Source organism: Streptomyces sp. NBC_01471, from assembly GCF_041438865.1.
Classification (GTDB): domain Bacteria; phylum Actinomycetota; class Actinomycetes; order Streptomycetales; family Streptomycetaceae; genus Streptomyces.
In genome coordinates this window covers 4540899-4565665 of record NZ_CP109450.1, presented here as the reverse complement: position 1 = coordinate 4565665, position 24767 = coordinate 4540899, and the positions used below count along the sequence as shown (strand labels likewise).

Here is a 24767-nt window from a genome sequence, read left to right as displayed (position 1 = left end):
AGAGTCCCCTCGCTCGTTCCCCATCGGCGTCGGTGCACTCCGCCGGTGAGTTCTGACGGTGAGTCCTGAGGTGAGTCCTGACGACACACGCGACCTGACGGTACGTCAGTTCAACGGATGGAAGCCACTGTGCGCAAGAGGCCCGCATGCGTGATCAATTCGCAATCGCTTCTGCCTTTGACCGAGACCTATCAAGCGGACAAGTCATTACGCTCTGTTCCATGGACGACACGAAGGACGATCGCCCCGTCTACGTCATCGGCGCGGGGCCGGGCGGACTGGCCGCTGCCGCCGCGCTGGGCGAGCGGGGCGTACGGGCCGTCGTCCTGGAGAAGTCCAACGACGTCGGCGCCTCCTGGCGACGCCACTACGACCGGCTGCATCTGCACACCACCCGGCGGCTCTCGTCGCTCCCCGGGCTGCCGATGCCGCGCTCCTTCGGGCGCTGGGTGTCGCGGGACAACGTCGTGCGGTACCTGGACAAGTACGCCGAGTACCACGGCCTGGAGATCGTCACCGGCGTCGAGGTCACCCGGATCACCCGCGCCGACGGCTCCGGCTGGCTGCTGCACGCGACCGGCGGGCGGGAGCTGACCGGTCGCGCGGTGGTCGTCGCCACGGGGTACAACCACACGCCCCGGCAGCCCGAATGGGCCGGTGCGGACACCTTCTCCGGGGACCTGGTCCACGCGGGCGAGTACCGCGACGCCGCGCCGTACGCGGGCCGGGACGTCCTCGTCGTCGGGGTCGGCAACACCGGCGCCGAGATCGCCGTCGACCTGGTCGAGGGCGGCGCGGGCCGGGTACGCCTCGCCGTCCGCACCGTCCCGCACATCATCCGGCGCTCCACGGCGGGCTGGCCCGCCCAGCGCACCGGCATCCTGGTCCGCAGGCTCCCGACGCGGCTGGTGGACCGGGCGGGCGCGCTGATGTGCCGGATCTCGGTGCCGGACCTGGCCGAACTGGGCCTGCCGCGCCCGGACACCGGCCTCTACTCACGGGTGCGCGAGGGCGCGATCCCCGTGCAGGACGTCGGGCTGATCAACGCGGTACGGACGGGCCGGGTCGAACCCGTCGCGGCCGTGGACTCCTTCGAGGACGGCAAGGTCGTACTGGCCGACGGCACCCGGATCCAGCCGGACGCGGTGATCGCGGCGACGGGCTACCGCCGGGCGCTGGAACCGCTGGTGGGACACCTGGGCGTGCTGGACGGGCGCGGACGGCCGGTGACGCACGGACGCCGCACCCCGAAGCAGGCGCCGGGACTGTACTTCACCGGGTTCACCAATCCGATCAGCGGTATGTTCCGCGAACTGGCCATCGACGCACGCAAGATCGCGGCTGCCATCGCCCGGCGGTGAACGAGGCGCGGTGAACGAGGCACGGTGAACGAGGCGCGGTGACGGAGGCGGCGCCACCGACGGCGCTCCGCCCTGTCAGCCCAGGCGGCGCAGGAATGAGTGGACGAGCCGGCCCGTGAACTCCGGGCCGACGGGCTCGCCCGTCACCAGGACCCGGTAGTAGAGCGGCCCCACGATCTGGTCGGTCTCGGCAGCCACATCGAAATCCGCGGGCAGTTCTCCTCTTGCCACGGCACGCTCCAGCGGCGCACGGTCGCGGCGGCGCTGCTCGTCCAGATACCTGGCCCGGAAGTCCGCGGCGAATACCGGATCGTGCTGGGTCTGGGCCATGAGCGCCTTGAAGACGGCTCCGGGATCGGAATCGCCGAGGAAGCTCCCCAGTCGGCTCAGGTGGTCCCTCAGGTCGCGCGCGACGTCGCCGTGATCGGGTGAGGGCGGCTCCTTGGCCACGTCCTCCAGGAAGGCGTCCATCAGGACGTCGGTCTTGGTGCTCCACCAGCGGTAGATGGTCTGCTTGGCGACACCGGCCCGCGCCGCGATGCCTTCCATCGTGACGCCCGCGAAGCCCTTCTCGGCGAGCAGGTCGTCGGCGGCCTCCAGCACGGCCTGCCGGGCGATCTCGCTGCGCCCGTGCCGGTTGCCGTGGTGGCGCCGACCCGGTGCCCCGACGGCCCCTTCCCCAGCGGTTCCTGCCCGAGCGGTTCCTGCCTCAGCTCCCATGGTGCCTCCTCACGCACAAGAATAGTCGGACGCTCTCGACTAAACGCAACGTTGCGTCTACTCTACTGTCATGACCTGGCGCCCGGCACGCTCGTGGTGGCCGACGACGCGAACCTGGGCAGCCTTCTCCCGCACCTGGAGTACGCACGTACCCCGGCAGACGGCTGTCAGAGCGTGGCCTTCCCCGTCGAGGACGGCATGGAGATCAGCTGCCGCCCCTGAACGCCACCAGAGCAACCGAGCGAACACCGAGTGAGCACCGAGCGAGCACCGAGAAGGAGAAGACCGAGGATGTGTGCTGCCTGCGGCGTACCCACCCATCTGGCCGACCTGGACGCGGCCCTGCCCACCGGGGCCGGGGCGCAGCCCGTGGACCCGGCGGCCGGCATACCCGCCGGCCCGGCCGGGAACCCGTCCACCGCCCTGTCCGCCAGTACGCCGGGCGGCGGCTCCGGCGGCCCGCCGCCCCCGAGGTTCGCCGCGCTGCGCAACCGCGACTGCCGCCCGTACCTGTTCGGGGCGGCCCTGGCGATGATGGCCGACAACATCGAACACGTCATCACCTACTGGGTGCTGTGGCAGACCTTCCACTCCCCGGCCCTGACCGGATTCCAGGTCATCAGCCACTGGGTGCCGTTCCTGCTGCTCTCGATGTGGTTCGGCTCCCTGGCCGACCGCTACGACTGCCGCCGCATCATCCAGGCCGCGCAGGTCCTGTTCATGGCCGTCTCGGCGACCTGGGGCGTCCTGTTCCTCACCGACTCGCTGCACATGTGGGAGGCGTGCGTCCTGCTCGTCCTGCACGGCATGGCCGGGTCGCTGTGGAGCCCCGGCGAGCAGCTGATGCTGCACGACTTCGTCGGCCCGGCCGAACTGCCCAGCGCCGTACGGCTGAACGCCACCTTCCGCAGCCTGGGCGTCCTCTTCGGCCCCGTGGTCGGGTCCGCGCTGCTGCTGGGGCTCGGCCCCACGGCAGGCATTTTCGCCAACGTCGCCTTCTATCTGCCGCTGACGGTCTTCCTCTTCCGCACCCGGTTCACCGGCCACACCCGCGACCGTCACAGCAGGCCGCGGGTGGGCGTGCTGGAATCCCTGCGCGTGCTGCGGGAGATCGGCGCCAACCGCACCCTCGTCAGCATGATCATCCTGGGTGGCCTCGGCTCCTTCTTCGTCGGCTCCTCGCTCCAGTCCTCGATGCCGATCTTCGCCCATGACCTCGGCGCGGGCGGCGCCGGAACCGCGTACGGGGTGCTGCTGTTCGCCAACGGCGCGGGCGGGGTCGTCGGCGGCATCGTGCTGGAGGCCACCGGGTGGGTCAAACCCCATGTGCCGGCCGCCGTCATCAGTACGGCCGTCTACGGCCTGACCAGCCTGTTCTTCGCCCTCACCACGAGCTATCCACTAGCGCTCGGGCTGCTGCTCATCGGGGGCGTCGCCAACCTCGCCTCGATGTCGATCGGCCAGACCGTCGTGCAGCTGATCGCCCCTGCCGCCGACCGCGGCCGGGTCCTCGGCGTCTACGGAATGTCCGCCAACGGCCTGCGCGCGGGCAGCGGTTTCACCGTCGGCCTCCTGGGCGCCGCCATCGGGGTCCACGCGTCACTGGGCTTCAGCGCCACCGCCCTGTGCGTCGGCACCGCCGCGGCCGGGCTGCACGCCCTGCGCGGCCACCGGCGGGCGGCCCCGGCCGACGCCGGGTAGACGAGAACCGGCCGACGGCGCCGCGCGGCGGTATCGGGCGGCGCCGCACGGGGAAGTGTCGTACCGGAGTGACAGGGCGCCGCACCCGGCCCCTCCCCTCCGCGAGTCTTTGCTTGCAGCAGTGTTCCTGACGGGCCGTCAGTTCAGTAATCTGACTAAGTGTCAGGCACTTCGGCCATCGAGCAGGAGCGGGCGGAAACGATGCTTGGATCGACTCACGGCACCCTCACCACCGACTTCCATGCGCGCGTGGTGGCCTGCGGGGAGCAGCCACCCGTCGCCGTCCACGGCACGGCGGCGGCGGAAGGCGACCTGGACGTCAGCGGACGCCCGGTGTACTCCTCCGTACCGGACCTCGACCGGTTCTTCCGGCCCGGCTCGGTGGCCGTCATCGGCGCGTCCGACGCCGAGGGCCGGCCGAACACCGGGATCACCCGCCAGCTGATCGCCTGGTCGGAGCGGGTCGGAGCGACACTGCACCCGGTGCATCCGACCCGTACGGCCGTCTTCGGCCTCCCCTGCTCCCCCTCCGTGGCCGACCTGCCGGAACCAGTCGACCTCGCCGTACTCCTGGTCGCCGATCCCCTGCCGCTCATCCCCCAACTGGCAGACGCGAAAGTGAAGTTCGCGGTCGCCTTCGCCTCCGGCTTCGCCGAGACGGGCGAGCAGGGCGCCGACGCCCAGACCCGGCTGACGGCGGCGGTCGAACGCTCCGGACTGCGCATGCTCGGCCCCAACACGAACCTCAACGCCTTCGAGAAGTTCCGCGACGACCTCGACGGCCCGGCGGTCGCCCTCATCACCCAGTCCGGCCACCAGGGCCGCCCGGTCTTCGCCATGCAGGAACTGGGCATCCGGCTCTCGCACTGGGCCCCCACGGGCAACGAGGCCGACCTGGAGACCTCCGACTTCATCTCGTACTTCGCCGAGCGCCCCGAGGTCGGCGCCATCGCCTGCTATGTCGAGGGCCTCAAGGACGGCCGGTCCTTCCTGCTGGCGGCGGACCGCGCGGCACGGGCCGGGGTGCCGGTCGTCGCGGTGAAGGTGGGGCGTACGGAGACGGGGGCCAGGTCCGCCGCCTCGCACACCGGGAAGCTCACCGGCGCGGACCAGGTGGTCGACGCGGCGATGCGGCAGTACGGGGTGATCCGGGTGAACGGGCTGGACGAACTCCAGGACACCTCGGCCCTGTTGGCCCGCGCACGCAAGCCGCAGGCCGAGGGGGTGGTGGTGTACTCGATCTCCGGCGGCACCGGGGCCCACTTCGCCGATCTGGCGACGGCGGCCGGGATCGGGCTTCCGGTCCTCTCGGCGGCGAAACAGGCCGAGCTGCACACCTGGATTCCCGAGTACCTGAACGTCACGAACCCCGTCGACAACGGCGGCCACCCGGTGGGCGACTGGCGCGGACGCAAGATCATCGACGCGATTCTGGCGGACCCCGACGTGGGGGTGCTGATCTGTCCGATCACCGGCCCCTTCCCCCCGATGAGCGACAAGCTGGCCCAGGACCTGGTGGACGCGGCGGAGGCCACGGACAAGCTGGTGTGCGTGGTGTGGGGCTCACCGGTGGGCACCGAGGAGGCGTACCGCACGACGCTGCTCGGCTCGTCGCGGGTGGCCACCTTCCGTACGTTCGGCAACTGCGTGACAGCGGTCAAGGCGTACCTGGACCACCACCGCTTCACCACCGGCTACCGCTCCCCCTTCGACGAGGCCCCCCGCACCCCGTCACCGTCCTACCGCAAGGCCCAGGCCCTGATGCGCCCGCACCAGCAGCTGAGCGAGCACGCGGCGAAGCAGCTGCTGCGGGCCTACGGCATCCGCGTCCCGCGCGAACAGCTGGTGACCAGCGCGGCAGCGGCGGTCCGGGCGGCGGGGCAGGTCGGCTACCCGGTCGTCATGAAGGCGTCCGGCGCGCAGCTCGGGCACAAGACCGAACTCGGCCTGGTGAAGGTCGGCCTGACCTCGGCGAGCCAGGTGCGGGACGCGTACCGGGAGCTGACCGACATCGCCCGGTACGAGTCGGTCGACCTGGACGGCATCCTGGTCTGCCAGATGGTGGATCGGGGGGTGGAGATGGTCGTCGGCGTCACCACCGACGCGCTGTTCGGCCCGACGGTGACGGTGGGGCTCGGCGGGGTGCTGGTGGAGCTGCTGGACGACACGGCCGTACGCGTACCGCCCTTCGGCGAGGACCAGGCCCGGGCGATGCTGGCCGAACTGCGCGGCCACGCCCTGCTGGAGGGCGGCGTCCGGGGCGCGCCTCCGGCGGATGTGGACGCACTGGTGGAGGTGGTCCTGCGGATCCAGCGCATGGCCCTGGAACTGGGCGACCAACTGGCGGAGCTGGACGTGAACCCCCTGATGGTCCTGGGCCGCGGGCAGGGCGCGGTGGCGCTGGACGCGCTGGCGGTCTGCCGCTGAGTGTGCGGGGCTTGCGAGCCCCTCTCCCCAACACCCCACCCCCGAAGGCCCCGAAAGCCCCGAAAGCCCCGAAAGGCGACCCCATGCCCCCTCCCCCCGAGGAAGAAGCGATCCTCCACACCACGGCCGACGGCGTCTCCACGATCACCCTCAACCGCCCGGCCGCGATGAACGCCCTCACCTGGGACCAGCGCGAGCGCGTCATCGGCCTCCTGGCCACCGCGTCCGCCGACCCCGGCACCCGCGCGGTCGTCCTCACCGCCACCGGCCGGGGCTTCTGCGCGGGCGCCGACCTCCGGGGCGGCGGCCCGCAGGCGCCGGCCGAACGCGTCACCGGCGATGTGGCCCGCACGATCCGGCTCGGCGCGCAGCGCCTCGTCGCGGCCGTCCTCGACTGCGAGAAGCCCGTGATCGCGGCGGTCAACGGCACCGCGGCCGGCCTGGGCGCACAGCTCGCCCTCGCCTGCGATCTCGTGCTGGCCGCCGAGTCGGCCAGGTTCATCGAGGTCTTCGCCCGCCGCGGACTGGTCCCCGACGGCGGCGGCGCGTATCTGCTTCCCCGCCTGATCGGCCCGCACCGGGCCAAGGAGCTGATGTTCTTCGGCGACGCGCTCCCCGCGGCGGACGCCGAACGCATCGGCCTGGTCAACCGGGTGGTCCCGGACGCGGACCTGCTGAAGACGGCGAACGACTGGGCGGCCCGCCTGGCCCAGGGCCCCACCCGGGCCCTGGCCCTCACCAAGCAACTGGTGAACGCCTCACTGGAATCGGACCGCAGCACGGCCTTCGCGGCCGAGGCGGCGGCCCAGGAAATCAACATGACGACGGCCGACGCGAACGAGGGCGTAGCGGCCTTCGTCGAACGCCGGACACCGCGGTACCGGGGGCGGTAGCGCTTGCGGGGACAGGACCTGCCGGGCGGCGCTCACCGCCTGGGCCGGGTCCCGGCCACCAGCCTCGCGGTGATGGGTTCGAGCTCGGCGGTAAGTTCGTCGAGCTCGGCAGGGGACAGCGCCTCGTACGGCGGGGCGGCGAGCTCGTCGGTAAGGGCCTCGATGCGTTGCTTGGTCTCGCGGCCGGCGTCGGTGAACCGGCCGTCGGCGTCGACGAGCCCGCGCTCGCGCAAGCCGGCCATGACCGCGGCCAGCCGCTCCTTCGGCAGGTGATGGAGGCGCCCGAACGACTCCGGCGGGTGGATGCCCCGCGCCAGCGCGTCGAGCACATGGGCCTCCGTGCCGCCGATGCGCGCGCCGACAAGAGCGGCGACGTGCCCGTCACCGCGGTGCTCGCGCAGCATGGTCGCGGAATGCCACAGCCGGGCGACCGGGTCGCCCGGCACCGGAAGGGCGCGCATCCCCGCGTACATCACCCGGCCTTCCGTGGGCGCGTTCGTCGCAGCCCTGGTGGTCAGGTCGGCGGCGCGCAGCAGGCCCGGGGAGCCAGCCATCCCGTCGCCGAGGATCCGCCGCACGGAGGCCGCGCTGCCCCGCTCCCGCGCGGCGACGGACGCCTCGGGCGGGATCGTCTCCCACGCGCTCGGGATGTGCCGCGCGGCCTCCCCGTCGGCGAAGCTGTAGAAGGCCGCGTGCACGACCTGCGCGGGCACCCGCCCCAGCGGCGCGGCGCGGCTGGCGAAGTAGCCCTCCCAGTAGGTGCGGTGGCCGAGCGCGGCCAGCTCCTCGTTGCACTCGTCGGCGAAGTAGGTGACCAGGCAGATCGGCTCCAGGAGCTCGAACATGCGGCGGGCAGTGTGTGTCATGGCTCACATCATGCCTGCGGTCACGCCCTGTGAAGCGGTACGGGCCGCCGGGTCGGCTCCCGGGCGCACCGGAGGCCGTGAACCCGCGGCCCGGCCGCGCAGGTATCCCGGCCCCGCAGCCGAGCAACCCCACCACGTCACGCACAGCCCTTAACAGTCACGCACAGCCCTTAACATCTGACGAGCCGTCAGGTTCAATGGGGAGATGATGGGACACGCAGGGATGGCGGTTGCCGCCGTCCGATACCTCAGGTCTGTAGGCGCCCCGACGGCCACCGGGCCGGTCGACCCACTCCCGCGCCCGGACCTGCGGGCGGTGGCCGACGATGAGCGGATGCCCGTCGATCCGGGTGAATTCCGCCGCGTGCTGGGCCACTTCGCCAGCGGCGTCACCGTCATCACCGCGCACGACGACGAGGGCCCGGCCGGCTTCGCCTGCCAGTCCTTCGCGTCACTCTCGCTGGACCCGCCGCTGGTCGCGTTCATGGTGGCCCGTACGTCGACGACCTGGCCGCGCATCGCCCGCGCCGGGGCCTTCTGCGTCAACATCCTCGGCGCGGACCAGGGCGCACTGTGCCGCGCCTTCGCGGTCAGCGGCGCGGACAAGTTCGCGGGGGTGGCCCACGAACCGGCCCCCGCGACGGGCGCGCCGCTGCTCACCGGCGTACCGGCGTGGATCGACTGCCGCATCCATGCCGTGCACACCGGAGGCGATCACCTGATCGTGGTGGGGCGGGTCGAGACCCTGGGCGGTGCGGCCGAGGGTGAACCGCTGCTCTTCCACCGGGGAGCGTTCGGCCGTTTCACGACCTGAACACCCCCGGCGCACTCCCGGGCACACCCCGCCCCCGGCAGGCGCCACGGCCGGACGGTCTGCCCCCTCGGCCCGGTCAGCCCGGTCAGCCCGATCAGCCCGGTCAGCCCGGTCAGCCCGGTCAGCCCGCCGTGCCCTACGCCGCCGGTGTGTCCGCCGGACTCGCCGTGCCCGTCGCCCGGGGGCTGAGGACCAGGGCCATCAGGGCCGCCGCCGCGCACATCGCGCCCGACGCGTACCAGATCACGTCGTACGAGCCGAAGACGTCCCGCACCACGCCGCCCACGTACGCGACCACCGCCGCCCCCACCTGGTGGGAGGCGAGGACCCAGCCGAAGACGATCGCGCTGTCCTCGCCGTAGTGCTCGCGGCACAGGGCGATCGTCGGGGGGACCGTGGCGACCCAGTCCAGGCCGTAGAAGACGATGAACAGGACCATCGGCGGGTGGACGGACGGCGCGAGCAGCATCGGCAGGAAGAGCAGGGAGATGCCGCGCAGCGCGTAGTAGACCGCCAGCAGGCGGCGGGGCTCGAAGCGGTCGGTGAACCAGCCGGACGCGATCGTGCCCACGACATCGAAGACGCCGATCACCGCGAGCAGCGACGCGGCGGCCGTCACCGGCATGCCGTGGTCGTGCGCCGCCGGCACGAAGTGGGTCTTCACCAGGCCGTTGGTGGACGCCCCGCAGATCGCGAAGGTCCCGGCGAGCAGCCAGAACGGTCCGGTCCTGGCCGCCCTGGCGAGCACGCCGACCGTCCGCCGGGCCGCACCCGTCAGCGGGGGCGGCTTCGGTACGAACTCCGGTGCCCCGTAGGCCGACTGGCCCACGTCCGCCGGATGGTCCCGCAGCAGGAGCCACACCAGTGGCACCACCGCCAGCGCCGCGAGCGCCACGGTGACCGCCGCCGGGCGCCAGCCGTGGTGCACGACCAGCCAGGACAGGACCGGCAGGAAGACCAGCTGGCCCGAGGCGCTCGCCGCCGTGAGAACGCCGGTGACCAGCCCGCGCCTGGCGACGAACCAGCGGTTGGTCACCGTCGCAGCGAAGGCCAGGGCCATCGACCCGCTGCCCATGCCGACCAGGACGCCCCAGTAGAGGACCAGTTGCCATGCGGTGGTCATCCACACCGTGAGCACCGAGCCCACCGAGATGACGGTGAGCGCGACGGCCACCACGCGGCGGATTCCGAAGCGGTCCATCAGTGCCGCTGCGAACGGCGCCGTGAGCCCGTACAGCGCGAGGTTCACCGAGACCGCGAGGCCGATCATGCCGCGCGACCAGTGGAACTCGTCGTGCAGCGGGTCGATCAGCAGGCCCGGCAGCGAGGCGAAGGCCGCGGCGCCGATGATCGTCACAAAGGTCACCGCGGCCACGAACCAGGCGCGGTGCAGGCGTGGCCGGCCGGGCGTCGGTTGCTCCCGGAAGCGCTGTGCGGCGAAGGGTTCGGATGTCTGGGTCACGCGCTCAGCATCGCCGGGCGGGAACCTCGGTACGAGTGGCCCGGAGGACAGCCTCCGATACGATCGGGCCACGCCGGCCGCCGCTACTCCGTCAGCTCCCCCGTGCGTCGCAGCCCCCTGATCGCCGGTACCGCGAACAGCACCGCGCACACCAGTACGTTGATCACCATCCCGGTCACCAGCACCCGCTTCATCCCGACCGCGTCGGCGACCGGGCCGGCCAGCGCCCGCCCCACCGCGAGCATGATCAGCGAACCGGCCACGTCGTACGCGTGCAGCCGGTTGAGCGCCTCGGTCGGTACGTGCGTCTGGACCGTCGTCGACCACATGACCAGCCAGAACGCGAACGCCACCCCGCCGACGAAGAAGCCTGCCGACAGCAGCGCGAGCGGTACGTCGTACGCCAGCACCAGCAGGTTGGCGATCACCCCGAACAGCGCGAAGGTGCCCGCGAAGAGCGGGCGGCGGGGCCGGGCGCGCATGGCGATCAGGCCGCCGACCGCGTTGCCCGCGCCGTTGACCGTCATCATCAGGCCGTACACCGCCGAGCTGTGCCGCTCGGTGACCACGACCGCTTCCAGCGGCGTCAGCGGCCCGAGGACCGTCACCCCGTACACGGTCCAGACCGCGATGACACCCCAGAGCCAGTTGCGCGCCTTGAACTCCCGCCAGCCGCCTACGATTTCCGCGACAAGCGTCTCGCCGTGCGTGCGGGCCATCGGCGCCATCCGGATGAGGAAGAGACAGGCGCCGCTGACCGCGAAGGTCGCCGCGTTCACACCGAAGACGGTGCCGGGACCGCCCACTCCGGCCAGGGCGCCGGCCGCCGCCGGGCCCGCCATCGTCGTCAGCGACTCGGCGACCCGCAGCAGCGCGTTGCCGCGCTGCACGTCGGGCACCACTTTGGGCAGCATGCTCGCGACGCCCGGCTGGAAGAGCGCGGCGCCCAGGCCGTTGACCGCGCTCAGCCCGTACACCAGCCAGAGCGGCGGCGCGCCCGCCACGAAGACGACGGCCAGCACGGTGGTCGCCACCAGCCGCATCGCGTCGGCGAGCACCATCATCCGGCGCGGCGTGAACCGGTCGGCCAGCACGCCGCCCACGATCACGAAGCCCGCGAAGCACACCATCCAGGCACCGAGGGCGAAGCTGACCGACGAGGCGCCATGGCCGGTGTCGAGGAGGCCGGCGGCCAGGGCGACCGGGACCATGCCGTCACCGAAGCGGGCGACGGTGCGAGCGGTGAAGAAGAAGCGGAAGTTACGGTTCCAGAGGGCGAGCGGCTCACTCACCGAAGCCACCGGGGCAGCCGGGACGAGTGGGACGGTCGGGGTGGCCGCAGTGGGCGGGGCGGTGATCGCGCGGGGAATGACCTGGTCGGTCGGGTGCTTGTCAGTCACAGTGTCTGATGCATATCAAGGACAGGTCTGGACCACCAGGCCCGTCTCGCCGGACACACCCACGGTCCCGGTCCCGGCCCCACGAACCGCGCCGGCTGCGGGACATGGCCGGGCAGGAGCCGATGTCCGTACGCGACCGTCTACCGGCGTACGTTCCGGACGAGGGCCACGGTGTGACGTGCCGGCCGGGCCGGGCGCCCCCCGGCGCCCCGCCCGGCCGGCGCGCGGGGCGCCTCACACCACCTGCACGCCCGGCCGGTCCGACCGCACCTGGAGCCGGGCGAGCGTGCTGGCCTTCGCCTTCTTGCTGAGGACCGTGTCCACCACCCGCACCTGGGCGTCCACCGACGACTCCCCGATGTCGAAGAGGTGGTAGCCGCGGTGGGCGTCGATGACCTTCCAGTGCGGGTTGTCCGCCTTCAGCGGGTCCCACTGCTGGTGGAACACGGTCTGGTCCTGGTCGCCGCTGCTGGAGATCGACGTCCCCACGAACTCCGCCCCGACCACGGCGGACTTCGGGTCGGCGAAGTCCTTCTTCAGGTCACTGATCATCGTCAGATGGCGGTCGCCGGAGAGCACCAGCGGGTTGCGCACCGACTGGAACTGCCGCATCAGCGCGTTCCGTTCGACCTGGTAGCCGTCCCACGCGTCGTAGTACCAGAGCTTGCCCTTGCCGGGCATCAGATCGGTTTCGGCCATCATGATCTGGGAGGCGATGACGTTCCAGCGGGCCGGTGACCGGGTCAGCCCCTTCAGCAGCCAGTCCTTCTGGACCGCGCCCAGCATGGTGCGGGACGGGTCCTCGGCGCCCGCCTGGGTCGCGGCCTGGTCGGTGCGGAACTGGCGGGTGTCCAGGACGTTCAGCCGGACGAGCCTGCCGTAGTCGAAGCGCCGGTACATCTGGATGTGCGGGCCGTTCGGCACCGCCGTGGCCCGGACCGGCATGTGCTCGTAGTACGCCTGGTACGCGGCGGTGAGCCGGGCGACGAACGCGTCGTGCGACTGCTTCGCCGGGTCCTGCGGCACCTCGCCCGCGAAGTCGTTGTCGACCTCGTGGTCGTCGAAGGTCACCACCCAGGGCGCGTACGCCTGCATGGCCTGGAGGTCGGGGTCGGTGCGGTACTGGGCGTAGCGGTTCCGGTACTCGTCCAGGGTGTAGGGCTCGCCCTTGCCGGTGTGGAGCCGTACGGAGCCGGCCGCCGGGGCGGACTCGTAGATGTAGTCGCCGACGAAGAGGACCAGGTCCGGGTCCTGCGCGCGCATGTCGGCGTACGGCGTGAAGTAGCCGTGCTGCCAGTTCTGGCAGGAGGCGAGCGCGATACGGAGGCTGCCGCCGGCCGAGAGCGGGGACGGCGCGGTGTGGGTGCGGCCGACGGCCGAGATCTGGCCGTCGCAGCGGAAGCGGTACCAGTACTGGCGGCCGGGCCGGAGACCCTTGGCGTCGGCGTGCACGCTGTGGGCCAGCCCGGGCACGGCCTGTTCGGTGCCGCTCCGGACGATCTTGGTGAACTTCGCGTCGTCGGCGACCTGCCACTCGACGGTGACGGGGACGGCGGGCATGCCGCCGCCGTTCATCGGGTCGGGCGCGAGCCGGGTCCACAGCACGACCGCGTCCGGCAGCGGATCGCCCGATCCGACACCGAGTCTGAACAACCCGTCAGGAAGTTTCGGGGCCGCGGCGGATCCGGTGGCGGGGGCGGCACCGGGCGTTGCGGCGGAAGCGCTGCCGGAGAACGGCAGCTGCGCGGTCGCGGCGGCGCCGAGCGCGGCGGCCGATCCTGCGAGGAACCTGCGGCGGCCGGTGAGAGCGGAGCGTGCTGCGTCGTCTGCGGACATACGGATTGACTCCCTGGCTCCTGTGGGGTCTCTTGTCGCGCTTGAGATTCACAGGACGAGGTGGCCGAGGGGCTGAACGCCACGCATCGTGCGCATGACAGTTCCCGGAAGCGTCGGACCGCCGGCGCCGGATCACGCGAAAGCCCTTGGGGCGCCTGGCTTATACGAGACCCGGGCGGCGGCGGCAAGCGGAATTCCGGCTGGATCACGACTGCTCCGTACGAGCCGGAAAGTTGGCCCGAATGGGGGGCCGGAAGAGGCGGCCCGGCCGCCCCGCTCTCATAAGGTGACCGCCCATGGCACTCCCTCCCGACGCTTCGAAAACGACCGCGGCCGCAGCTGCGGGCCCGACGACCGGCATCTCCGCGGACCCCCCTGTGACCCCCCCTGCGGACATCCGGACGAACGCACCCGTGGACGCCCCTGTGGACGTCCCCATGGGCACTCCGGCCGGCCCTCCTGCGGACGTCCCGGCGGGCTCGGCTCCTGGTGGCGGGCTCGCGGGGGCCGGGGCGGCCGGGGCCGGCGCCGGCGGGTCAGGGGCTGCCGACTCCGGGGCTGCCGACTCCGGGGCTCTCGGGGCCGGGGCGGCCGTCGCCCCGGCGCTGCCGTCGGTCTGGCGGGACAGGCGGTTCGTGCTGCTCGCGTCCGCGCGGACCATCTCCGTCCTGGGTAGCGCCTTCGCCCGGGTGGCGCTGGCGTTCGCGGTGCTCGCGCTGCCGGGGGCCACCCCCGGACGGCTGTCACTGGTGCTGGCCTGCCAGGCGCTGCCGCAGCTGGCCCTCATCCTGGTCGGCGGGGTGATCGCGGACCGGATGTCCCGCTCCCGGCTGATGATGATCTCGGACTGCCTGGGGGCCGCCGCCTACGCCGGACTCGCCGCGATGACGCTCACCGGGCACGCCCCGCTGACCGCGATGTGCCTGCTGGCGGTGGTGGCGGGCACGGCAAGCGCGCTGTTCGCCCCGGCGATGTCCGGGGTCGTCCCGCAGATCGTCCCCACCGCACAGCTCCAGCAGGCCAACGCCCTGCTGCGGGTCGGCATGAACGGTTCGATGGTGCTCGGGCTGGCCCTGTCCGGCGTGACCGTCGCACAGTTCGGCGCCGGCTGGGCGCTCGCCCTGAACGCCGCGTCCTTCGTGGTGAGCGCCGGGCTGGTCCGGGGGCTGCGGCTGACGACGGCCGTGCGGGCCGCGTCCTCCGGCTGGGCCGATCTCCGGGACGGCTGGAAGGAGTTCGTCTCCCGGCAGTGGCTGTGGGTCGTGGTCTGCCAGGCCGCCGTCATGGTGGCAGCGACCTCCTCGACAGCCGGGGTCCTCGGGCCGTTGGAGGCGGAGGCGCACCTCGGCGGTGCGGGTGCCTGGTCCGCGATCGTCGCCGCACAGGCGGTGGGCACGGTCGCGGGGGCGTCCTTCGCCGTACGGCTCCGGGTGCGCCGCCCCATCCTGGTCGCGGTCCTCGCGGTCTTCCCGATGGCGGTGCCGATGGCGCTGCTCGCCGCGCACGTGCCGGTCTGGGTGATCTGTCTGGCCATGTTCTGCTCGGGCCTGTCCAGCGACGTGTTCGGCGCGCTGTGGGAGACCACGATGCAGCGGGAGATCCCCGAGGCGGTGCTGTCCCGGGTCAGCTCCTACGACTGGTTCGGCTCCCTCGCGCTGGCGCCGCTGGGACTGCTGGTGGCGGGGCCGATCGCGGCGGTCGTGGGAACCAGGGCCGCGCTGACCGGGTGCGCGGTGCTCACGGTCCTGGCCACGTGCGGGGCGCTGCTGTCACCCCAGGTACGGTCGCTGCGCGCCGCGCCCGCGCCCGGCCCCTCCGGCGATTGAGGAGCGGGGCCGGGGGCTGGGCCCCGTGGAGGGGTGCGGCGGGGCCCCGTGGAACGGCGCGGGACCGCTCAGAACGTCAGCACCCCCCGCGCCACCTTCCCCCCTTCCGCGTCGGCCACCGCCCCGGCGAAGTCCTCCACCGGATACGTCCGCGTCACCAGTTCGTCCAGCAGCAGCGCCCCCCGCGCGTACAGCCCCGCGTACAGCGGAATGTCCCGCTGGGGGCGCGAAGCCCCGTACCGGCAGCCCAGGATGGACTTGTCCAGGAACAGCGACGACACCAGGAACGACGCCTCCGCCGTCGCGGGCGGGGTACCGAGGAGGATCGCCTGGCCGTGGCGGTCCAGGAGGTCGACGGCCTGGCGGATCAGCTCCACCCGGCCCACGCACTCGAAGGCGTGGTCGGCCCCCTTCGGCAGGACGTCCCGGACGCCCTCGGCCGACGTGAGGAAGTGCGTCGCCCCGAACTGCCGTGCCACGGCCTCCTTCGCCGGGTTCGCGTCCACCGCCACGATCATCGCGGCCCCCGCGATCCGGGCCCCCTGAAGGACGTTGAGGCCGATGCCGCCGGTGCCGATGACGACCACCGAGTCGCCGCGGTCGACCTTGGCCCGGTTCAGTACCGCTCCGACCCCTGTCAGCACCCCGCACCCGATCAGGGCCGCCGAGGTGAGCGGGATCTCGGCGGGGATCTTCACGGCCTGGACCGCCTTGACGACGGTGCGTTCGGCGAAGGCCGAGTTGGACGCGAACTGGTACAGCGGATCGCCGCCGCGCGAGAAGGGCCGGCCAGGCCTCCCGATCGCCTTGCGGCACATCGTCGGCCTGCCCCGGTCGCAGTCCGCGCACGCCCCGCAGTTGGCGAGCGTGGAGAGCGCCACATGGTCCCCGGCGGCCACGTGCTTCACCCCCGCCCCCACCGCCTCGACCACACCTGCGCCCTCGTGACCGAGCACCACCGGCACGGGGAACGGGATCGTCCCGTCGATCACCGACAGGTCGCTGTGGCAGAGACCGGCCGCCGCGACGTCCACCAGGACCTCGCCGGGCCCCGGATCACGTATCTCCAGGTCGTCGACCACCTGGGCCTGCTTGCCGTCGAAGACGACACCCCTCATCTCGGCTCCCTCGGTAGGCCGAGCACCCGCTCGGCGATGATGGTGCGCTGGATCTCGTCGGAGCCGCCGTAGATCGTGTCGGCCCGGCTGAAGAGGAACTGCCGCTGCTGTGCGTCGAGTTCGTACGGACTCACCGGCGCCCAGTCGGACGGGCCGACGGCGCCGCCCGCCCCGCGCACCTGCACCGCCAGCTCCCCGAGCCGCTGGTGCCAGCCGCCCCAGAGCAGCTTGGCGACGCTCGGGGCGCCCGTGTCGTCCGTACGCCCCAGGGTGCGCAGCGCGTTCCACCGCATGGTGCGCAGCTCGGCCCACTGGCGTACCAGCCGGTCGCGCAGCACCGGGTCGGCGGTGGCGCCCGACGCGACCGCCGCGCCGACGACCTCCCTCAACTCGCGTGCGAAGCCGATCTGCTGGACCAGGGTCGACACCCCGCGCTCCAGGGCGAGCAGGCCCATGGCGACCTGCCAGCCGTTGCCCTCGCCGCCGACGGCGCACGCGGCCCGCGCGCCGTCGAAGAAGACCTCGTTGAACTCGCTGGTGCCCGACATCTGCCGGATCGGCCGTACGTCGATCCGGCCCGGCTGGTCCATCGGCACCAGCAGGAAGGACAGCCCGCGGTGGCCGCGCGTGCCCGGCTCCGTACGGGCCAGCACGAAGCACCAGTCGGCCTCCCGGGCCAGTGAGGTCCAGATCTTCTGGCCGGTGACGTGGTACACGCCGTCGCTGTCGCGCTCGGCGGCGGTACGCACCGCCGCCAGGTCGGACCCGGCGCCCGGCTCGCTGTACCCCTGGCACCAGAGCGCCTCGCCGCGCGCGATCGGCGGCAGGAAGCGGGCCTTCTGCTCGTCGTCGCCGAAGGCGATGAGGGTGGGCGCGAGGAGGTTCTCGCCGATGTGGCCGACCCGGCCGGGGGCGCGGGCCGCCGCGTACTCCTCGGCCCAGACGACCTGCTGGGTCAGGGTGGCCCGGCGGTTGCCGAAGTCGCCCTGCCAGCCGATGCCGATCCACCCGCCGCCGCCCAGCTCCCGCTCCCAGGCCCGGCGCGGTTCGGCGCCCTCGTGCTCGCTGCCGGGGCCGCCGGCGGCTTCGGCGGTGGTGAACTCGCCGGTGAAGTGGTCCGCCAGCCAGTCCCGCGCCTCGGCCCGGAACGCGGCGTCGTCAGGACCGGGAGAGAAATCCACGCCGCGCCTCCTCCCGGCGGCCGACGCCCCGGCCGCCCCCGCCCCCACCGGCCGCGCTGCCACCACGACCCGGCGCCCGGCCGTCATCCATTGGGCCGCTCCTTGGCCGCCGCCGCCCGCGCCATCGCCTCCAACTGCGCCAGCATCGGCATCGGGTCCACCCCCACCGTCCCCGGCAGGAAGTCGGCGATCCGCTCGGGTGTCCACGCCGCGCCCTCCGCGTACCCGGCGCGCAGCTCCCTCGGCTGGGCCCAGACCGCGATCTTCGGGCCGGCGATCGTGTACACCTGGCCGGTGATCTTCTCCTGACGGGCCCGGTCGGAGAGGAGGTACGTGACGAGAGCCGCCACGTCCTCCGGCTCGCCGATCTCCTTCAGCTCCATGGGAACGTTCGCGGACATCCGGGTCCTGGCCACCGGGGCCACCGCATTGGCCGTCACGCCGTACTTGTTGAGGCCGAGCGCGGCGCTGCGCACCAGCGAGATGATGCCGCCCTTGGCCGCGCTGTAGTTGGCCTGCGCGACGCTGCCCTGGTGGTTGCCGCTGGTGAAGCCGATCAGCGTGCCGCTGCCCTGTTTGCGCATCACCGCCGACGCCGCCCGGAAGACGGTGAAGGTGCCCTTCAGATGGGTGGCGACCACCGGGTCCCACTCCTCCTCGGACATGTTGAAGAGCATCCGTTCCCGGAGGATCCCGGCGACGCAGACGACGCCGTCGATCCGCCCGTACTGCGCCAGGGCGACATCGACGATCCGCTGCCCGCCCGCCATCGTCGAGATGTCGTCGGCGACCGCGACCGCCTGGCCGCCCGCCGCCACGATCTCCTTGACGACGGCCGCCGCGACGTCGCTCTCCGGTTCACCGCCCTCGACGGGGACGCCGTAGTCGTTGACGACGACCCGGGCGCCCTCGGCGGCGGCGGCGAGGGCGACCGCCCGGCCGATGCCACGCCCGGCGCCTGTCACAGCGATGACTTTGCCTGCCAAGAAGTTCCCCATGCCCGGCCCCTTCCCGCGGTTTCTGACGGACCGTTAGATTTTACGGGTAGTCAGACAGCCGAGCACAAGACCCCCGGAGGCCCGATGTCCCTGCCGGCCGCATTCCACGCCATCGCCACCCGCGTGAACAACTGGGGCCGCTGGGGCGCCGACGACGAGATCGGCACCCTGAACCTGATCACCGACGAGGTCGCGAGGGAGGCCGCGGCGACCGTGCGGACGGGCCGCCGCGTCCCACTGGCGATAGCCCTGGAGCAGGACGGCGTACAGACCGGCATGATCCCGGGACGGGTGAATCCGCTGCACGCGATGGTCCAGATCAACCAGGAGCTGTTCGGCACGGGCACGGTGGCCACCAGCGACGACTTCGTGACCATGAGCCTGCAGACAGGCACCCACTGGGACGCGCTCACCCACGCGTCGCACTCCGGGAAGCTCTACAACGGCCGCCCGGCGGAATCGATCACGGCCCACGGCGGAGCCGAGTTCAGCGGGATCGGCACCGTGCGGCACGTCATGTCGCGCGGGGTCCTGCTCGACGTGGCGCGCGCCAGGGGCGTGGACCGGCTGGAGGGCGGCCGGGCGGTGACACCGGAGGACCTGGAGGCGGCCGAGGCACTGGCGGGGACGGAGGTACGCGCCGGGGACATCGTGCTCGTACGGACCGGGCAGATCCAGCTGTATCTCAGCGGCGACCGGAACGGCTACACCTATCCGTCACCCGGGCTCTCGATCCGCACCCCGGAGTGGTTCCACGCCAGGGACGTGGCGGCGGTCGCCAACGACACGGTCACCTTCGAGATCTTCCCGCCCGAGAGCGAGGATCTGTGGCTGCCCGTGCACGCCCTGCATCTGGTCGAGATGGGGATGCCGCAGGGGCAGAACTGGAATCTCGAAGAGTTGTCCACAGCCTGTGCAGAAATGGACCGTTACAGCTTCCTGCTCTCCGCGACACCGGAGCCCTTCACGGGTGGCACGGGGGCACCGGTCGCACCGGTGGCTCTCTTCTGAGCGGTACGGGAAGGCGCCTGGTTCCGGGCGGCGGCGTCACGACAGCCGCCACCCGGAACGGCGGTGGCACCCGCCCCTCCCTGCCCGGGAGGAGCCGGCGCCGAACGCGATCCATATCCACCGAGATCCGAGCCCCCACACCCCCCGGCATCCTCGGCGTCCCCCCACGGGAGGACCGCTCCTGCAAGAGTGATCAGGTCACCACTCCGCGTCAACACCAGGGCAGAGCTTTGCGAGTTACACCCGATATGTGACGGCGCACGCAGGGTCATATGACCCGGTCTCGCGGATAACCTCCATACACTCCGGCGCACTTCCCGCGATCTCGCGCACGCCCCTGTCCACCTCGCACACCCCCGGAGCGACCTCACATCCGCCCCGGTCGACCTCGCACCAGATGGACTTGCCGCGCCCCTCGGGCTGCCAGCCCCAGCGGTCGGCCAGCCCGTCGACCAGTTCGAGACCGCGGCCATTGGTGTCCTCACCCTCCGCGTGCCGGGGCCGGGGCGGGCAGGCGCTGATGTCGGCCACCTCCACCCGGACCGTACCGGCCTCGTCGGGCGGGCCGAACAGCATCCGCAGCACCGCCGGACACCCCGTGTGCACCACGGCGTTGGTCACCAGTTCCGAGATCAGCAGAATCAGCGTCTCGGCGAGTGGTTCGTCGGCCCTTATCCCGCATCCAACGAGCCTGGAACGCGCCCATCTACGGGCCCGCCCCACCTCTGCGGGATCGGGTCCGACCTCCAGCTGTACCTGAAGCACCTGCACCGCTCACACCATCCGAACCGGCCGGGGGTACCCCCCAGGGCTTTTCAGCACCGGGGGAACATCGCCTAGCGCCTCTCGGGGATCACGGAACGTGATTCCCCTGGGAGACAGCATGGTTGACGTACAGTCACCGCAACAAGCGCTTCAGGCATATTCCAGCGCGAAGGAGTAGGCGTGGTGCATACTGTGCGACGCCTGTCACGGTCAGTCGAACGAAGGCACTTCTCGCACCCACGTACGGCACGAACGGCGCGCATTCCCCGGCCCGCTGCCACCTCGGAGGCGCCAACGGAGCATCCGCGCAACACGGTCGCTCGCATCTCACGGAGCGTACCGGAGCGCGGCACCGACTCCGGCCCGTGACGGCCCCGCCGGAGGACACAACCCGGTATCAACGCTCGGTGACAGACCGGTGACCCGCCCCGCCGTCCCACGGGCCGCCCTGCACGGGTACCCCTCACAGCGCTGCGGCGACCAGCTCCGCGGCCTCGGCCTCGGTGATCCACTGACCGGCCCTCACCCAGGCCCGTTTCAGATGAAGATGAACATCTGACTCCCAGGTGAATCCCATGCCCCCGTGGACCTGGAGACAGTCCCGGGCGTTACGGACGGCCGCGTCGTCGGCGAGCAGCTTGGCCCCGGCCACATCGGTTTCCGGGACACCGATTTCCGGGACACGGGTGTCCGGGACGTCCTCACGCTCCCCCGTACCGGCCCCGTGCGCCTCGGAGGTCACGGCCGCCGCGTAGACCGCAGCCCTGGCCACCTCGGTCCGTACGAGCATCCCGGCGCAGAGATGCTTGACGGCCTGGAAGGCGCCGATCGGGCGGCCGAACTGCTCCCGCTCCTTCGCGTACCCGACGGCCAGTTCGGTGGTGCGCGCCGCGCTGCCGAGCTGAAGGGCGGCGGTGAGCAGGGCTGCCGCGGGCCGGCCGGTGCGCTCGCCGGACACCCGGTGCAGCGGTGTCAGCGGGTCCACCGACCGGACGGGGCGGGCACCGGCGGCAGGGCCCACCACCGCGTCGGCCTCCGCGAGCCACTCCACCAGGGCGCCGTCCGACGCCGCGACGACGGTCCGCCCGGTGTCGGCGCCGGGCACCGTGCCCGCCGCGAGATGCGTGGCGACCAGCGGCCCCGGCAGCAGCGCCCGCCCCGCCTCCTCGAAGACGAGGACGGCCTCGGGCATTCCGAGCCCGACCCCGCCGCCCGCCTCGGGCAGCCGGAGCGAGAAGAGCCCGGCGTCGCCCAGCTCCCGCCACAGGGCGCGGTCGAGGACCGGCCGCTCCACGGCGGCCCGCAGCTCCTCCCGGCCGAAGCGGCCTGCCAGCAGTGCGCGGAAGCCGGTGCGCAGGGCCAGTTGGTCGTCGGTGAGCCGGAACTCCATCAGCGCTCCTTGGGGAGGCCGAGGATCCGCTCGGCGACGATGTTCTGCTGGATCTGCGAGGTGCCCGCGGCGATCGTGTACGAGAGCGAGGACAGCCGGTCCTGGTTCCAGGGGTGTGCGAGGTCGAGGGCGTCGGGGCCCAGGACCTCACCGGCCGCCTCGTACAGCTCCTGGCGGGCCTGCGAGTAGCGGAGCTTGAAGACCGAGCCGCCGATACCGGGCACCCCGAAACCGCCCCCGCTCCCGTCCGCCCCGCTTCCCCCGCCCTGCGACTCGCTGACGTTCCACTGGGTGAGGCGCCAGAGCGCGGCGAACTCGGCGCCGAGCCGGCCCAGCCTGCGGCGCAGCGCCGGGTCGGCGTCCCAGCGGCCGTTGTCCCGTGCCGTGCGGGCCAGTTCGCCCAGGGTGCGGCGGCAGGCGACGACCTCGCCGACGAAGGCCGTGCCGCGCTCGAAGGAGAGGGTGACCATGGTGACGCGCCAGCCGTCGTTCTCGGCGCCGACCCGGTCGGTGACCGGGATCCGTACGTCGTCGAGGAACATCTCGGCGAACTCGGTGGACCCGGCGAGCGTCCGCAGCGGCCGTACGGTCACACCGGGGGCGTCCATCCGCATCGCGAGCCAGGTGATCCCGCGGTGCTTGGGCACGGCGTCACTGACCGGTTCCGTACGGACCAGCAGCTCGCACCAGTCGGCGACCTCGGCGTGCGAGGTCCAGATCTTGGAACCGCTGACCACATAGTGATCGCCGTCCCGTACCGCCCTGGTCCGCAGCGACGCCAGGTCCGAACCGGCGCCCGGCTCGCTGAACCCCTGGCACCAGACCTCGTCCCCGCGCAGCACCGGCGGCAGCCAGCGGGCCCGCTGCTCCGCCGTCCCCTCGGCGGCGATCGTCGGGCCCGCGTGCAGCAGCCCGACGAAGTTCGCCCCGACGTACGGGGCCCCGGCCCGCTCCGTCTCCTCCAGGAAGATCAGGTGCTGGGTGGGGGTGGCGCCGCCCCCGCCCGCGTCGGCCGGCCAGTGCAGCCCCGCGTACCCGGCCTCGTACAGCATCCGCTGCCACGCGGTGTCGTACGCGCGCCGCCCCGGCCAGTCCAGCGGGTCCGGCGCGGGCGGCAGCGCCGGGAGGACCTTCGCGAGCCACGCCTTCAGCTGCCCGCGGAAGACCTCTTCGTCCTCCGTGTACGTGAGGTCCATCAGCGCCCCGGCCCGCCCTGCTCACGTGCGCGTTCGGTCATGGTGCCCCTTCCGGCGTGTCCGGTGGCCCGATATCCGGCCGACAGATAACTGATGGGTCGTCAGAAATCAGGCTAGCCCCGACCCTCTGGACCGACAAGGCGCAGAGCCCTACGCTCTCGACACGATCTGACGACCCGTCAGCCAACTCGCCGGAGCATGAGGGAGTTCGGGGATGGACGAGACCGCACACGCACTGGGCGCATCCCGCACACTGTGGGAACTGGTCGACCGCCGCGCCGGGCTGACCCCGGACCGGCCCGTCCTGCTCCAGGGCGACCGCACCCTGACCTTCGGAGAACTGCGGGACGGCGCCGAGCGCGTCGCCGCCGGCCTGTACGGGATGGGGGTGCGGCCGGGCAGCGTGGTCGCCTGGCAGCTGCCGACCCGGATCGGGACCGTACTGCTCTCGTTCGCGCTGGCCCGGCTCGGCGCGGTCCAGTCACCGGTGATCCCGTTCTACCGGGACCGCGAGGTCGGCTTCGCGCTCCGCGAGTCCCGGGCGGACTTCTTCGCCGTACCGGGCACCTGGCGCGGCCACGACCACACGGCCATGGCCGAACGGCTCGGCGCGCGGGGCGTGTTCGAGGCGTACGGCGCGCTACCGGACGGCGACCCCGCCGTGCTCCCGCCGCCGCCCGCCGACGGCACCGCGGTCCGCTGGATCTACTGGACGTCCGGGACCACGTCCGACCCCAAGGGCGTGCTGCACACCGACCGCTCACTGATCGCGGGCGGCTCCTGCCTGGCCCACGCCCTGCACCTCACGGCGGACGACGTCGGCTCGATGGCCTTCCCCTTCGCGCACATCGGGGGCCCGGACTACGCCGTGATGCTGCTCCTGTACGGCTTCCCCGCCGTGCTGTTCGAGCACTTCGCGATGGACACGGCGCTGCCCGAATACCGCAGGCACGGCGTGACGGTCGCGGGCGGCTCCACCGCGTTCTACTCGATGTTCCTCACCGAGCAGCGCAAGCTCCCGGGACAGCGGCTGGTCCCCACGCTGCGGCTGCTGGCAGGCGGCGGGGCACCGAAGCCGCCGGAGATCTACCACGCGGTGGTACGGGAGATGGGCGTCCAGCTCACCCACGGCTACGGCATGACCGAGGTCCCCATGATCACCATGGGCGCCCCCGACGACACGGCCGAGAACCTCGCCACCACGGAGGGCCGTCCACCGGCCGGGATGGAGATCCGCATCGTGGACGCGGCGGGCAGGCCGGTGCCCGCCGGGGTCGACGGCGAGGTGCGGCTGCGCGGCGAGGCGGTCTGCCAGGGGTACGCGGACCCGGCCCAGGCCGCCGGCGTCTTCGACTCCGACGGCTTCCTGGTCACCGGCGACGTGGGCCACCTCAGGGAGAGCGGCCATCTGGTGCTGACCGGCCGGATGAAGGACATCATCATCCGCAAGGGCGAGAACATCTCGGCCAAGGAGATCGAGGACCTGCTGCACCAGCACCCGGCCGTGGCCGACGCGGCGGTCGTCGGACTCCCGGACCAGGAGCGCGGCGAGCGGGTCTGCGCGGTGATCGAGCGGCGGCCGGGCACCGGAGATCTGACCCTGGCCACCATGGCGGCGTTCCTGCGCGGCGAAGGTCTCTCCGTACACAAACTTCCGGAACAGCTGGAGGTGGTGGACGCGCTGCCGCGCAATGCCGCGCTGCGGAAGGTACTCAAATACAAGTTGCGGGAGTTGTACGGCTGAGGGGGCCGACGACGAGGGGCCCCTTCCCGCCGACCGCTTACCGCTTTTCGCTTGCCTC

General features: G+C 72.3%; 20 protein-coding genes. 9 read left to right on the top strand and 11 right to left on the bottom strand.

The features are described 5' to 3' along the window. Window positions 1–221 precede the first annotated feature (221 nt). Window positions 222–1361, top strand: a complete 1140-nt coding sequence (locus tag OG285_RS20365; protein ID WP_371791792.1) for a flavin-containing monooxygenase — start codon at window positions 222–224, stop codon at window positions 1359–1361. Between the two features lie 75 nt (window positions 1362–1436). On the opposite strand, the gene OG285_RS20360 is transcribed toward OG285_RS20365, so the two are convergent. After that, window positions 1437–2081, bottom strand: a complete 645-nt coding sequence (locus OG285_RS20360; RefSeq protein ID WP_371791791.1) for a TetR/AcrR family transcriptional regulator — start codon at window positions 2079–2081, stop codon at window positions 1437–1439. Between the two features lie 51 nt (window positions 2082–2132). On the opposite strand from OG285_RS20360, the gene OG285_RS20355 reads away from it, so the two are divergent. The 4 genes from OG285_RS20355 (at window position 2133) to OG285_RS20340 (ending at window position 7102) form a co-directional block, all read left to right on the top strand. Further along, window positions 2133–2303 carry a methyltransferase gene (locus OG285_RS20355; RefSeq protein WP_371791790.1) on the top strand — a complete coding sequence of 57 codons (171 nt, stop codon included), beginning with the start codon at window positions 2133–2135 and terminating at the stop codon, window positions 2301–2303. A gap of 69 nt (window positions 2304–2372) precedes the next feature. Then, on the top strand, window positions 2373–3782 hold the full coding sequence (locus OG285_RS20350) for an MFS transporter (RefSeq protein WP_371791789.1): 1410 nt from the start codon (window positions 2373–2375) through the stop codon (window positions 3780–3782). Window positions 3783–3983: 201 nt separating this feature from the next. Further along, complete coding sequence (locus OG285_RS20345) at window positions 3984–6209, top strand: acetate--CoA ligase family protein (protein ID WP_356828334.1); 2226 nt, start codon at window positions 3984–3986, stop codon at window positions 6207–6209. 83 nt (window positions 6210–6292) lie between these two features. Next, window positions 6293–7102 (top strand): enoyl-CoA hydratase-related protein, encoded by an 810-nt coding sequence (locus OG285_RS20340; protein ID WP_356828106.1) that lies wholly within the window; start codon window positions 6293–6295, stop codon window positions 7100–7102. A gap of 32 nt (window positions 7103–7134) precedes the next feature. Here the strand turns inward: OG285_RS20340 and OG285_RS20335 are convergent, their stop codons facing one another. Next, window positions 7135–7968, bottom strand: coding sequence for a MarR family transcriptional regulator (locus OG285_RS20335; RefSeq protein ID WP_371791788.1), 834 nt, complete (start codon window positions 7966–7968; stop codon window positions 7135–7137). Window positions 7969–8191: 223 nt separating this feature from the next. Here OG285_RS20335 and OG285_RS20330 point away from each other — a divergent pair, with 223 nt between their 5' ends. After that, on the top strand, window positions 8192–8782 hold the full coding sequence (locus OG285_RS20330) for a flavin reductase family protein (RefSeq protein ID WP_371793572.1): 591 nt from the start codon (window positions 8192–8194) through the stop codon (window positions 8780–8782). A gap of 136 nt (window positions 8783–8918) precedes the next feature. On the opposite strand, the gene OG285_RS20325 is transcribed toward OG285_RS20330, so the two are convergent. The 3 genes from OG285_RS20325 to OG285_RS20315 all read right to left on the bottom strand — a co-directional run bounded on the left by OG285_RS20325 (window position 8919) and on the right by OG285_RS20315 (window position 13480). Continuing rightward, window positions 8919–10244, bottom strand: a complete 1326-nt coding sequence (locus OG285_RS20325) for an MFS transporter (protein WP_371791787.1) — start codon at window positions 10242–10244, stop codon at window positions 8919–8921. Window positions 10245–10327: 83 nt separating this feature from the next. After that, the gene (locus OG285_RS20320) at window positions 10328–11644 is read right to left on the bottom strand and encodes an MFS transporter (protein WP_371791786.1); all 1317 of its coding nucleotides are present in this window, start codon (window positions 11642–11644) and stop codon (window positions 10328–10330) included. 234 nt (window positions 11645–11878) lie between these two features. Beyond that, entirely contained in the window at window positions 11879–13480 is a 1602-nt protein-coding gene (locus tag OG285_RS20315) for an alkaline phosphatase (RefSeq protein ID WP_371791785.1), read from the bottom strand. Window positions 13481–13893: 413 nt separating this feature from the next. Between OG285_RS20315 and OG285_RS20310 the strand changes: the two genes are divergently transcribed. Then, window positions 13894–15306, top strand: a complete 1413-nt coding sequence (locus OG285_RS20310) for an MFS transporter (protein WP_371791784.1) — start codon at window positions 13894–13896, stop codon at window positions 15304–15306. A gap of 68 nt (window positions 15307–15374) precedes the next feature. On the opposite strand, the gene OG285_RS20305 is transcribed toward OG285_RS20310, so the two are convergent. The 3 genes from OG285_RS20305 to OG285_RS20295 all read right to left on the bottom strand — a co-directional run bounded on the left by OG285_RS20305 (window position 15375) and on the right by OG285_RS20295 (window position 18603). Beyond that, window positions 15375–16424: a Zn-dependent alcohol dehydrogenase gene (locus OG285_RS20305; RefSeq protein WP_356828088.1), complete on the bottom strand. Its 1050-nt coding sequence runs from the start codon at window positions 16422–16424 to the stop codon at window positions 15375–15377. Further along, window positions 16421–17605: an acyl-CoA dehydrogenase family protein gene (locus tag OG285_RS20300; protein WP_356828086.1), complete on the bottom strand. Its 1185-nt coding sequence runs from the start codon at window positions 17603–17605 to the stop codon at window positions 16421–16423. Before OG285_RS20300 ends, OG285_RS20305 begins: the two co-directional genes overlap by 4 nt. A gap of 83 nt (window positions 17606–17688) precedes the next feature. Continuing rightward, window positions 17689–18603 carry an SDR family oxidoreductase gene (locus OG285_RS20295; protein WP_371791783.1) on the bottom strand — a complete coding sequence of 305 codons (915 nt, stop codon included), beginning with the start codon at window positions 18601–18603 and terminating at the stop codon, window positions 17689–17691. A gap of 84 nt (window positions 18604–18687) precedes the next feature. Here OG285_RS20295 and OG285_RS20290 point away from each other — a divergent pair, with 84 nt between their 5' ends. After that, window positions 18688–19614, top strand: a complete 927-nt coding sequence (locus OG285_RS20290) for a cyclase family protein (protein WP_356828082.1) — start codon at window positions 18688–18690, stop codon at window positions 19612–19614. A 237-nt stretch (window positions 19615–19851) separates the two neighbouring features. On the opposite strand, the gene OG285_RS20285 is transcribed toward OG285_RS20290, so the two are convergent. From OG285_RS20285 to OG285_RS20275, 3 genes are all read right to left on the bottom strand, one after another. Further along, entirely contained in the window at window positions 19852–20385 is a 534-nt protein-coding gene (locus OG285_RS20285; protein ID WP_356828080.1) for an ATP-binding protein, read from the bottom strand. Window positions 20386–20842: 457 nt separating this feature from the next. Then, window positions 20843–21769: an acyl-CoA dehydrogenase family protein gene (locus OG285_RS20280; RefSeq protein ID WP_371791782.1), complete on the bottom strand. Its 927-nt coding sequence runs from the start codon at window positions 21767–21769 to the stop codon at window positions 20843–20845. Beyond that, window positions 21769–22965 carry an acyl-CoA dehydrogenase family protein gene (locus OG285_RS20275; protein WP_371791781.1) on the bottom strand — a complete coding sequence of 399 codons (1197 nt, stop codon included), beginning with the start codon at window positions 22963–22965 and terminating at the stop codon, window positions 21769–21771. The genes OG285_RS20280 and OG285_RS20275 overlap by 1 nt, the downstream gene beginning before the upstream one ends. Before the next feature lie 214 nt (window positions 22966–23179). On the opposite strand from OG285_RS20275, the gene OG285_RS20270 reads away from it, so the two are divergent. After that, complete coding sequence (locus OG285_RS20270; protein WP_371791780.1) at window positions 23180–24709, top strand: class I adenylate-forming enzyme family protein; 1530 nt, start codon at window positions 23180–23182, stop codon at window positions 24707–24709. Window positions 24710–24767: the final 58 nt, after the last annotated feature.